The organism is Saprospiraceae bacterium (assembly GCA_016716185.1).
Lineage (GTDB): Bacteria > Bacteroidota > Bacteroidia > Chitinophagales > Saprospiraceae > Vicinibacter.
In genome coordinates this window covers 485,065-498,055 of the sequence record JADJWV010000002.1, presented here as the reverse complement: position 1 = coordinate 498,055, position 12,991 = coordinate 485,065, and the positions used below count along the sequence as shown (strand labels likewise).

At 39.2% G+C, this 12,991-nt stretch carries 7 protein-coding genes; 5 read left to right on the top strand and 2 right to left on the bottom strand.

What is annotated here, in order from left to right; genetic code table 11:
• Positions 1 to 229: 229 nt before the first annotated feature.
• On the bottom strand, positions 230 to 1,573 hold the full coding sequence (locus tag IPM34_03825; protein MBK8954669.1) for an alkaline phosphatase family protein: 1,344 nt from the start codon (positions 1,571 to 1,573) through the stop codon (positions 230 to 232).
• Between the two features lie 122 nt (positions 1,574 to 1,695).
• Between IPM34_03825 and IPM34_03820 the strand changes: the two genes are divergently transcribed.
• The 3 genes from IPM34_03820 to fahA all read left to right on the top strand — a co-directional run bounded on the left by IPM34_03820 (position 1,696) and on the right by fahA (position 4,885).
• Positions 1,696 to 2,361: a carboxypeptidase-like regulatory domain-containing protein gene (locus IPM34_03820; GenBank protein ID MBK8954668.1), complete on the top strand. Its 666-nt coding sequence runs from the start codon at positions 1,696 to 1,698 to the stop codon at positions 2,359 to 2,361.
• 250 nt (positions 2,362 to 2,611) lie between these two features.
• On the top strand, positions 2,612 to 3,568 hold the full coding sequence (gene metF / locus IPM34_03815; protein ID MBK8954667.1) for a methylenetetrahydrofolate reductase [NAD(P)H]: 957 nt from the start codon (positions 2,612 to 2,614) through the stop codon (positions 3,566 to 3,568).
• 39 nt (positions 3,569 to 3,607) lie between these two features.
• On the top strand, positions 3,608 to 4,885 hold the full coding sequence (gene fahA, locus IPM34_03810; protein MBK8954666.1) for a fumarylacetoacetase: 1,278 nt from the start codon (positions 3,608 to 3,610) through the stop codon (positions 4,883 to 4,885).
• A 28-nt stretch (positions 4,886 to 4,913) separates the two neighbouring features.
• Here fahA and IPM34_03805 read toward each other — a convergent pair whose 3' ends face one another.
• Positions 4,914 to 7,151 carry a hypothetical protein gene (locus tag IPM34_03805; protein MBK8954665.1) on the bottom strand — a complete coding sequence of 746 codons (2,238 nt, stop codon included), beginning with the start codon at positions 7,149 to 7,151 and terminating at the stop codon, positions 4,914 to 4,916.
• 383 nt (positions 7,152 to 7,534) lie between these two features.
• On the opposite strand from IPM34_03805, the gene IPM34_03800 reads away from it, so the two are divergent.
• Together IPM34_03800 and IPM34_03795 are read left to right on the top strand one after the other, a co-directional pair.
• Entirely contained in the window at positions 7,535 to 9,775 is a 2,241-nt protein-coding gene (locus IPM34_03800; protein ID MBK8954664.1) for a T9SS type A sorting domain-containing protein, read from the top strand.
• Positions 9,776 to 9,832: 57 nt separating this feature from the next.
• Positions 9,833 to 12,727 (top strand): T9SS type A sorting domain-containing protein, encoded by a 2,895-nt coding sequence (locus IPM34_03795; GenBank protein ID MBK8954663.1) that lies wholly within the window; start codon positions 9,833 to 9,835, stop codon positions 12,725 to 12,727.
• The last annotated feature ends 264 nt before the right edge of the window (positions 12,728 to 12,991 follow it).

The window sequence follows — 12,991 nt, the reverse complement described above, 5'->3', positions numbered from 1 at the left end:
GTTGGTTGCAAACTAACAAACGTTTATTAGTATAAGGGACTTCTAAAAACCTCCTTCGCTGGCGCAAGTCTTCAGACTTGTGCCTTTGAATCATCTTTATCAAATCAAACATTTTCTGAAATTATATTCGTTGTCACAAGTCTGAAGACTTGCGCCAGCCAGGGATTTCGACGTTTCGACCTGAGTTGTTTTTCCTTGAGCCTTTAAATCTTCAGTTTTTATTCCAGTTTCATTCCTTCGGAAAAACAAGGTCCTTTTGATGAATGTCCATGGAAGCCAATGTTTTTCCCTTTGGATCGACAAATTCAATTTTAAGTTTGCGATTATGGGCTTCACCGGTGATGGATGCTCTTGTGTAATTATTTTGCTCGACCAGCATACTCAGCAATAAGTCCGGATTTGATTTTTCGTAATCGTTTAATTTATGGACACCAGATGTTAATGCAGAATTTGTAATGTCGTATATTGTATATCCTCCTTTTAACTGATGCCTGACCACATCACTGTGGTGACGGTCACCTGACATAAAGAGTACCCCGTTGATTCGCTCCGTTTCTAAAAAACTGAGCAATTCAATGTATTCTTTCGAAAAATGAACCAGACAATCGTATTTATTAAATAGATTCAGAATGTTCGAACCATTTGCAATTATTTTAAACGAAGCCCTGCTGTTGGCCAATTCGTTTTTCAGCCAGTTTAATTGGTCATCTCCCCACATTTTTTTATGCGGATGCATTTGACCATTGAGTGAATCGAGTATATCATCAGACCATCGGAATGTGCGATCGTCCAGGAGGAAAAATTCTACATCATTGTAATGAAATTTCGTATAGATACCTCCCTTGCGCGATGGACTCGGAGGATTGCACCAATAAGCATTGAAAACCGATTGCGCTTCGTCTTTAAATACATAGGATGTCCCCGAATTGTTGGGGCCATAATCGTGATCATCCCAAATAGCATAATGACTCATTGATTTTAAAAAATCCTGCAATACGGCTTGACTCCGGTCATGCGAAGCCCGATACCACAAGCCCCAATTACTAAAATAATCCACTTCGCGGTAATACCAATTATCGCCCAACCAAAGCATGAACGATGCAGGTTCTTTGGCCATCGTAGAAAAAATACTGGAGTCCCCTCCATATGGCCTTCCCGGTCTGTCAAATCCGGGTTCATTTGTATAGGCACAACTTCCTGCCAGAAAACTAAAATCCGGGGCAGGTTTTCTGTATTGCCAGAGATCTTGTGTTGTGAATTTTCCGGTTACCGGCTTATTGTTTTCAATTTCAAGTTCGTATTCATAGACGGTTCCAAAATCCAACCCGGTTAGATAAAATTTATAAATCCGGTATTCAAATCTCTTAATCTTTTCAGGTTTTGATTTTTTCTTTATTGCCGGCTGATCCATTCTCCAGTAAGTCAGATCGACATCAGTATCTTTTTCGACTTCACACCAAATATTTGCGGTTCGCAATTCAATTTGACCCAGCATCGGACCGCTTTTTAATTGAGCAATCAGCGGTAGGCTCAGAACCCAATATAAAGAAATCAATAAAAGTCTGGTTTTCATTGGCAATTTTTCTCAAAGTTAACTCCTTTCCTCGGCGACACAGGACAATCACATTTTAACATTTCATAAAATCTTTCTCATGGATGTATTCGTTTACCTTCGCCCAGCGTTAATGAGTAGTTATGCCGATTTTTAAGAATAATTTCCGCTGGTGTTTGCCCCTCCTGTTTCTGCTTGAATTTTGGCAAGGCAGTTTAAGCGCACAGCAAGCTACAATCGTCCAGTTTTCAGGGATAGTCTATCAAAAAGACCGGGATATTCTGTCCCCTCTACCCTATGTCAATGTTGGAATCCTCAGAAACCGCCAGGCCACTTATACCAATGAATACGGCTTCTATTCCATTGCCGTTCAGGCAGGTGATACCCTGCTATTTCAATATTTAGGATTTAAGAATAAAAAGTATACCCTGCCTTTGGAACTCCCGGGAAATTCCTTGTATGCTGAAATTATCCTGGAACGGGATACCTTCCAATTATCTAAAGCTACAGTTTATCCGATCCCTTCCAAAGAGCATTTCAAACAGGAATTCCTGGCGATGGATGTTCGCGATGAAATGAAAGAAATAGCACAAAAGAATCTGGCTTCAGATGTATTGGCCTGGATTGAACCCGGGGTAGCCCCGGATCCGGGAGAAGGTGTAAGTGCCTATTTCAGAACGCAGGCTAATAAAGCGGTATATGCCGGTCAGTTTCAGCCTTTACAGATCTTCAACCCCCTGGCCTGGATCGATTTTATCAATGCCTTGAAAAAAGGGGAATTCAAAAAGAAGAAAAAGCCTCCGAAGTAGATGCATGGAAGGTGAAAAGTTTAAAGCTTAAAAGGCCTAAGGCGGGAGGCTTAAGCTTTAAGTTGGGAAACTTGAATGAAAGGGGACTTTAAGTATGACACAAAGAGGCTAGTAATTATATTTTGAAGTATGGATATAAATTTAGCCTGAACCTGGTTTAGATTCCTTTCGCCTTAAGCCTTTAGTGCACAACTTTCATAGTCCTCCCAGTAATTCCCATTTGATATTACTTTTGCAAAGATATTAGAACATGAAAGTCACCGAATACCTGAAACAAAATACCGGACGCACACTGATCTCCTTTGAAGTGTTGCCACCTTTGAAAGGCGGAAGCATCAATTCGATATTCCAGACTTTGGACCCGCTGATGGAGTTTAAGCCTCCCTTTGTAGATGTGACTTATCACAGGGAGGAATTCATTTACAACGTGCAGCCCAGTGGTTATTATCAAAAAATCGCCATAAGAAAAAGACCAGGAACTGTTGGCATCTGCTCGGCGATCATGCACCATTATGGCGTTCAGGCCGTACCCCATCTGATCTGCGGGGGTTTTACCAGAGAGGATACAGAAAATGCATTGATCGAGTTGCATTTTCTCAATATTAAAAATGTATTGGCATTGAGAGGAGATGCAAGAAAGTTTGATGAAAAATTTATTCCGGAACCCGGTGGAAATGAATTTGCTTTGGATCTCGTGCAACAAATCGGAAAAATGAATCAGGGAATTTACCTGGATCCCAGTATTGAAAACGGATCCAAAACTGATTTTTGCATTGGCATCGCGGGATATCCGGAGAAACATTTCGAAGCGCCCAATATGAAATCGGATCTCAAGCACACCCGAAACAAGATCCAATCAGGAGCTTCTTATATTGTCACTCAAATGTTTTTCGACAATCAAAAATATTTTGACTACGTCAAAACCTGCAGGACAGAAGGCATTCAGGTACCCATTATTCCGGGCATTAAACCCTTGACTAAAAAATACCAATTAAATTCGGTACCCCGACATTTTTATATCAATATTCCCGATGAACTTGTAAAAACAGTAAATAAAACAAGTACCGATCAGGCTGCGAAAGAAGCCGGCATCGAATGGTGTGTGGCTCAATGTAAAGAGCTCATCAAATCTGGAGTCCCCTGTTTGCACTTTTATACCATGGGCGATAGCCAGACTGTGCGAAAAATTGTTGAAAAATTAGTTTAAACCAGAACTAACATTTGTTAGTTTTTGCAAAAGACAACTATGAACGAGGCATTGATCATTTCCGCAGAAAAAAAATCATGGGTTTCATATGCTCCGGAAACCGGATTTCCGATACAGAATTTGCCATTGGGCGTATTCCGTTACAAGGATCATACCGCCAGAATTTGCAGCCGGATCGGAGACTATGTGGTCGATCTGTACGGATTGTCATCGAGTGGATTGTTGAAGCTGGAGGGATTCCAGCCGAATTGTTTTTTGTCAAAATATCTGAACCCTTTACTTGAAAAAGGAAAGGCGTCTCTTCGAAATTTAAGATCGGCTTTGGCTCAACTACTCGACGAGGCAATCCATCCGGATCTCAGAGAAAAAATAAGTGAACATTTCTTTCCTGCCGATCAGGTGCTCATGTTGTTACCGATTAAAGCCGGGAACTATACTGATTTTTACAGCAGCCGCGAACATGCCTACAATGTTGGGGTGATGTTTCGCGATCCAGCCAATGCATTACTGCCCAACTGGCTGCACATGCCCATAGGGTATCACGGCAGAGCCAGCTCCATCGTGGTTTCCGGAACTCCCATCGTACGTCCCTGCGGACAAATGGTGTTAAAAGACGGAGAAGCGCCTGTGTTTGGTCCGAGCCGCCAATTGGATTTTGAATTGGAAATGGGATTTGTAGTGGGTAAAGGAAATGAAATGGGTCATCCCATTCCTATAAAAGATGCCGAAGAGCATATTCATGGTCTGGTGATCTTCAACGACTGGTCGGCGCGCGACTTACAAAAATGGGAATACGTGCCCCTGGGACCCTTCCTGGGGAAAAATTTTGCATCGAGTGTATCTCCATGGCTTATAGATCTCGATGCATTGCAAACGTTCAAAGTAGCCGGCCCTGCTCCGGAAAAACCACTGTTGGAATATTTACAAAAGGATGGTCCACAGAATTACGACATTCAACTGGAAGTGTGGTTGATCACACCCGACGGAGGAGAAAATTTGATCTCCACGTCCAATATGAAATATCTTTATTGGAGCATGGTTCAACAATTGGCTCACCACACTGTCAATGGCTGCAACATGGAAGTGGGCGATGTCTGTGCATCGGGTACTATTTCCGGTCCTGCACCAGATTCATACGGCTCTATGCTGGAACTCGCCTGGAAAGGCACTAAAGCTCTTAAGATGCAAGATGGTTCCGAACGAACGTTCGTTAGGGATGGAGACACGATAGTAATGAAAGCATTTGCGCAAAATGAAAAATACCGCATTGGGTTTGGGGAGGTGAGGGGGATGGTTTTACCTCCTGCTTATTTATAAAACGTCTTCGCAAATTAATCGGTAACGTTTATCGTTTCAAAAGTAGAATTTTGTGCATTGCTGAATTTTTATCTGTTATTTGCAGTATGTAAGGACCAGGTTTCAAATCAACAGGAACAGAAAAATGCGTCTGGCCATATTTCGGATGGAGTTGAAATATTGACCTTCCGTCACTTGTAAGTCCTTCCAGTTTTAAGATCTCTGTTTCATTTTTACCTGAGTTTCTAATTGTAAAATCCTGCTTGACAGGATTGGGAATAATCTGATATGGAGTTACAATCTTAGATTCTTGCTTTGTCATGACCACTGACTGGGTTGTTTGATAAATGCCATCATAGGTAATAGAAGCATAGACATATTTGTTGTGATCATAAGATACATTTCCAATTATTTTTACATCTGATTCCAACAGTCCCAACCCATCACTTATATCCTTCCATGTTAATCCTCCATCGGTTGAACTAAAAACATTGCTCACCACAGACACCCCAAAAATAATGTTGTTCTCAAAAGCATATAATTCATTTATGCCCATATTTCTAAATTTCCCATTTTCCACACTTTCGAGATTCTGCAAGTCCTTACTGATGTATAAATCCAACTGATTATTTGCAATGCCATTTATAAGCAAATGTCCATCCTCATTGACCAAAAAGGAATAAATCCTGGAAAAATTATTGAAATTAGGATGTAGAATGAAGGTCTTTCCAAAATCATAACTCACATAAAGTTCGGGATTAACAAACATAGACCGAATTGCATACAGGATTTGATTCTTCTTATCGTATTTCACTTCCTGAAATCTGAAAAATACCGTTTGCGCCTGATCGAGAGATACCCACTCTGTTCCATTTAAATTCAAAAATGGGATATACTTTTGAACCTGACCTGTTGAGCTATCGATGATGGCTGCCTGCAATAATGTAACCGATGGTGCTATTGATTTCAACCACATGAAACTCAATCCAGGGAATAATTGCTGGAGTTGCAAATTCATTATCCATTGCTTACCCTCGTCTTTGCTCTCCATTAAATTATTACCATCCTTTGAAATAGCAAAAAGGGTGTTGCGGTCATGCGCAAAAACTTGAAGTATAGAAAGGTCCAGGATCTTTGTAACCGACCAAGACTTCGCAAAATCATCAGATTCTACTGTTGGACAACTCGGATTTGAGGCATAGAATTTCCCTGTTGCAAGCGCAAGCAATCCGCCTTTTTGGATGGCCGAATAATTTGCTTCTACCTTATGCCAGTAAGAATTCCCTGGTTCAAGCTCCAGTACATAATGATTACAACCATCATCTATATGCATCAGGGCTGATGCACTGTCTGCAATTTCAATGTTTTTAATAGTAGATTGATCAGGAAATCCATTTGCAAAAGCAAATAACGGCAACCAGTTTTCGCCTTCATCTTCAGAATAATAAAACAATGAATCCATTCCAACGATTAGTTGTTCGTTTTTAGTCAAATAAAAAGCATCTATATTCAACGATGATGACAATTTTGGATCGATAATTATTTTTTGGTATGCACTTCCTTGATCCGAATAACGATGCAAACCGGTAGCATCGACTACAAATAGATTTCCATTTTTAGTGACGATGGTAAAATCATGATACTGATTGTCCAATTCTATTTGCAGTAACTTTTGAACAATAAAATTCTGCGTATTGAGTAAATAAAATCGAAGAGAATCAGGTTTATATGCGGTAAGCACCCAATTGATTTCTGGTTCCACCATCGCCGCTTTCAGGATGTGTTCGTTCTTATTAAAAACGATGGCGGAACTGTAAAATCGCGTGTTATACTTTTCCAGCCTTTTATTGTTGATAAAATAGTAATTTCCAAGAGAATCAAACAACAACTCTTCACGAATATTTAATGGTGCATTCCCTGGATTTAATGAATCCGGTACAAACTTTCCTCCGGCAAATTGAAAAATTCCAGAAAAATGATTCCCGGAATAATACAACAAGGGCAACTGTTGATGATCAATGTATAGTTGCCTAAAATTGTATATCGGCATATAACTCAATTCAGGATTGTTGCCCATTATATTCACCCAATCGGCATGTCCCTGCTTCTTTTGAAGTATGGTTTTCCTTCCAAGCACAGAAATGTATTTATCCCCATTTGCAGCGATTTGAATTTCCTCCGGAATAAAACTTAATTCATTATCCAGACGCTGCCAGTGAGTTTGTGAAAAGGAAAACTGGAATAACAAGCTTATGAAAAGGGCAGACAAAATAATGTTGTGTTTCATAGCTCAGTATTATAAATAAATAAAAATACCTAGTACATAAATGCCGCTATGGCCATGCTAAAATACAAAAAAATTGGAAAGTTAGAATCCCGGTATAAGATAATAAATAATGAATTGACAATATTCACCAGCGCAGCTCGGAAGTGTAAAATACGTTTTGAGAAAATGCAATACCCCCCCATAAGCCTCAGGGTAAACCCTGATTTTCAACACATTTAACTAAAAAAACTTGACAAGCTCCCTGGCATGTATTATATTCGCATATTGTTTAGCCACTAAAACCACTACCATGGTAAAGACTATGTCCTTTGGTAGGTTTACTTCTACCCCCCCCATCTACGAAATCATGCGTAGTTTACCTTAAACAACTTCTTTTACTTTTAATGATTGCCCTGCCTGGAATATCGAAAAGTCAAGACACTTTGGTCTGTGATAATGGTGGGTTTGAGAATGGGTTTTTATATTATTTTGGATTTCGGGCTAGTTTTTATAATGATGGAACTGGTAGTTCGTCTTGTACACCATTAAGAAATGGCAATCCGGTAACTTTTTCGATATGGTCTATGCCGGCTTTACATAGATTTGAGATAGTAAACGGAGGGGTAGATCCGGTTGTAAATGTTAGTAGAACAGTTTTTGGTTCCAAATCTCTATTGCTAAACAGCTTCTGCAGCCACAATGGTGATTGTAGCCACTTTGGAGAAATAAACAGAATTAAGAAAAGATTTCTGGTGACAGAGGAAAATCGAGATTTCACCGTTTGGTATTCTGCGGTTTTGGAAAACCCCAACGAACATATCGACCAACAACCTTTTTTTAGCATTCGATGCGATCTCGCAGTGAGCGATGATTTGTGCTTCGATGGAATTAGCTTCCAAGCTAAAGAAAAACCAAGAGACCTTATTTCAGGTTGTAATCCTTTTGATTCTCTTTGTTATGGAGAATCAGACACTTTGAAATATACAGATTGGGCATGCCACAGAATTTTGATTCCAAAAGATAAGGTGGGAGAAATAGCCACATTAGAAATAACTGCCGCTGATTGCGCCCCAGGCCAACATTTTGGCTACGTCTACATCGACGGCATCTGCGAAGAATGCGACAACAGCAGTTATGGTTCCGGTACTCTCGACAAAAAACCTTATATTATTGTGTCCTGTGACGGCGATTCCATCACCATTAAAGGAAGGTATACCACACCGACGATAGAAGGGTATACCATATTGGATTCCATTTTGGTTCCTGGATTTAATATTTACGGGATGAACATAGACACAATTAGCAAAACATTTTCCTTTAGAATCGTCAAATCTGATTTTCAAAGTCCAAACGCTACTTGTCGCGATGTCATCGCCTATCTTAAATTTAAAAATAATTCCGGCAACTTTCTTCCGGATGTACCTACCAATGCAGTGGAGATCTGTGAGAATGATTTTGGCATTCCGGAAGTGGACATCATTATTGGCGATTGTAACCGAAATCATCCCACCAACAATGTGTTTTCTGATGATTACTATTATGTGAGCTTCACCATTTCCAATGCAGACAACAGACATTGGAGATTAGAAAGAGCTATGGATGATCCTTATCCGGATGAATCCGGACGTTATTTCTTAAAAACCGATGGTTATGGGAATGGAACTTACAACCTTGGACCTTTCTTAATTCAGGAAGGAAGTTGGGTGTTGACTTTATTTTATGGGGGTTGCCCCGATACTTTCCAGATCATACCACCTGATTACTGCTCCGGTTGTTCGGCACTTTCTAAAGTCAAGATCAGCAATATTCAATGTGATTCGGCTACGGGAACCTGGTCTTATGATATCTTTGTCCCGGGACCTGTTCCGCCTGTTGGGGATTGTTGGCTAATCGGGCAGGATGAATACCAATTTAACTACACTTATTCTATTTCAGGCGGTCAAGTAAGTAATCAAGATTGCATATCCTTAAGTATTGGCTATGTGCCATATTGTCCTGGTAATCCCATTTGTGGTGGGCAATTTGATATTTGCCCTCCAAAGCCCTGCAACAACGGCAATTATAAAAATTGCGATCTTGAAGCATATTTTGATGGCCTTCACTGTATCGATAATGGCAATGGCAATTATTCTTATACCGTAGAATTTAATGTAAGCGATGCCCCCTATCCTTGTTATAAGAGTTTTCTACCTGGCAATTTGAACCTCGTAGAAGGTCCATTTAGTAATCCTTTGGGTCCTTTTTTTGAACCAGAGCGAATTTTCATGATATATTCCTGTGGTGAAGTCATTCCTTATACTTGTGAATGTCCAAACACAGGCTGTTACAAAGTGTTCAAAATTCGAAAACCTGAAGACTGCTTAACAAGAGAAGAATTTGGAGGCAACACTTCGAAATCACAGTCTAAGTTTTTAAAGGAAGTAGAAGTATATCCCAATCCCGTCACATCGGATGAATGGATCATTGGTTCCTCTATGGAAAAAACGGAATTCGAGATCTTCAACGCTTCCGGAAAACGCATTTTATCAGAAAACTTCATAGGTCCTGAACATGTCATAAAATGTTCAATACCTGCCGGCTTGTATCTTTTAAGATATAAAAATGCTTTAGGTGAAGTTGCAGTCTTAAAATTTATTAAACCTTAATTCAATGGTAGGGCAAGTTACATTTTGAACTTGCCCTTCTTTATTTAATAGACAACTATGATTTCCAATAAATATTTATTGTTTGCATTTAGTATTTTATGTATTCCAATCTCCAATCATGGTCAAGAAAGTCTTTGCAGCTATGACCTTTCGGATACAAGCAAATGTTATATTCTAAAAAAATATATTAAACCACCCATTCGCATTGAAAAAAAATGGGAATCTAAAGAATTGGGCTCAACACGTCAAGTTCCACTGTTAGCGGACATCGATGGAGATTGCATTCCAGAAATACTTATGAGAGGTATTAAATCATTAGATATTTTTAAACCTGATACAGCAGTTACACATTTTTATAGTGGGAGAGACGGAAGCCTAAATGCCAAATTTTATTGTGAGGCATTTCAATCTGATTTAACTCCTGTCATTGCAGATGTTGATAACGATGGAATCAATGATATTATAATTTCCTCAATAGTTGATGGTAAATTTCCTTACAAGAATAGTTTATTGTGTTATGATTACACAGGAAAGTTGAAATGGATATCTGATAAATACATTTATAATACTGATTATGATATTGATTGGATACCACAATTGGCTGTCGCGGACTTTAATCAAGATGGCAAGACTGAGATATATTGCAACAACCGGATATTTAATGGACAAACCGGAAAATTATTGTTGCATGGTGGTTCAAATGGAGAGGGCGAGCATGATGAAGGTTACATTACAAATTCAGTAAGTGTTGCAGCTCAGCTTGATGATAATCCTAATGATTTGGAACTAGCGGCAGGGTATAGTATATATAAAATTATAATCACAAATCCAAATGGCATGGCTGGTAATCAAATGATTCCCATTAACATAAAAATAGATGGAAGTTTTTTTGATGGCAAAACAGCTGTAGCAGATATAAATAGAGACGGAAAATTAGATGTGATCGTCACTTATGGAAACCGAGATACTAAATCAAAAATTTATTCATACACTCTTAATAATGATGTTCCCATTTTGCTGGCACAAAATTTCATTCCAGGAATTGATAACCCTAACAGTTGTCCTACTATCTCTGATATTGACGGAAATGGTATTCCCAATATTTTAGTGAGCAAACACAAGTCAATACACAATTTTGAATACGATGGTACATTCATCTTTAAGTTAAAGTGGTCATTAGTAGTTCAGGATACTGGAGCATCAACAGGAATAACAACTTTTGATCTGAATGGAGATGGTATCCAAGAAATTATTTATCGGGATCATTTTAATCTATTAATCATTGATGGAAGTGTGAATCCGCCACAAATCATTGATAGTATAAGATGTATAGCAGGAACATATGGAGAATACCCTATAATTGCAGATATTGGCAAAAAAGGTAATGCACAAATTTGTACCGTATGCGGAGGCATAGGACCCTGGCCACAGAATATAACGCAAGGCTATCTCACTGCTTTTGGCTCTCCCGACAGCCTGCCGGGCTGGGCACCAGCACGAAGCGTGTGGAATCAGTATGCCTACAATCCACTGTTTATAAACGATGATCTTACGGTACCAACGATTGTTAAAAATCATGCAACATACAAAAACGGGAAGTATAATAATTTTCTACAACAGGAATCCCTGCTCGACAGCAACGGTATGTATAAAGTCGCCGCTGCAAGTGTGTGGGGTAAAATCAATTGCATTCATTATGATCCAGTGCTGGAAGAATATACTGTAGAATTTGATGTTTTTAACAACAAGAATGCATCCTCAGGGGTAAATTCCAATCTACCCATTGCATTTTACAATGGCGATCCTTCATTATCTGGTAGTTTGCTGGGAATCTATTACACAAAAATTCCATTAAATCCCGGAGATAGTTTGGTCGGTGAACAGTTTACATTCAAGGCATCATCAATCCATGATCTGCACATGGTAGTAAATACAAGTCGCAATACCAATGGCATGCTCGATCCTAAAGACTTTTCGGCTGTTGAATGCGATTACACGGATAATTATTTCCATACTACTGACATTCCAAAAACAGAACTCATATCAGCTTCCGTTTGCAATGGCAATGCTTACCGGTTTTTTGATACCCTGTTGACCCTTCAGGGAAGATATGTGCATACTTCATACAATGCCAACGGATGTGACAGCATTATTTCCATTCTCGATTTGAACGTCAGGGATACCGTGTTCACCATGCAAAACTTAAATGTCTGCGATAGTTTGAACTGGAATGGTTTGGTGTACCGGGAAAACGGAATTTTCATAAACCACTTTCAATCTGCAAATGGTTGCGACAGTATGGTAATCCTCAATCTAAGCATTCGCCACAGCAGTGACACAGTCATTCAAACTACGGCTTGCAGAACATTCGGATTTAATGATAAGGTCTATACAGAAGGCGGTAAGTATTTTATCAAATTGCGCAATCGCCAGGCTTGCGACAGTCTGATCGAACTTGATCTGGACATCATTGCAATGGATACCAATATCACTAAACTGGCAAATTCGCTCATTGCTCTGGATAGTGTGGCTACATATCAATGGGTAGATTGCAATGATCAGTTCGCAGTCATACCAGGTGCAACTGATAAAATATTTATTCCCAATAAAGATGGCAGCTATGCGGTGATTATCACCACGCCTCCTTGTACAGATACTTCTTATTGTCTGCCTATCATAATAAGCAAGACCATTGAAAATAAAAATCAAAGAGTCCATGTCCATCCCAATCCGGTTTCAGATAAACTTTTCATTCAATTCCAATTTGCTGTTCCTACTGAACAAGTCATGGAGATCAGAGACCTTCATGGTCGTCTGGTCATGAAAAATATTTTACCTGCTGAAAACCATAATATTTTGGATGTTGATGTCAGTCACCTGATCTCCGGTCTCTACATGCTGTCTATCCACAGCTCGCCTGGTTCACAACAATTGATTTTTTTGAAGATATAAATGAAAAATTAAACACCGGAAGCCAAAATGTTTTTGCTTCAAATCAAACCAACTTTAATTTTGGTCTGAGATCAATATTTCGCGTAACATTATACATAAAAAATGTTATAAGATACGAACGTTCGTTAGGGATTTTATGACCATTTTGAAATAAGTTCATATGTAACAAACGCAATTCCAAATTGGCCATAGAGAGATACGGAAGAGTGCCTTCGGCCTTTTCCCATTTTCATTTTTTAAAATACAATACCCTCCCATAACCCT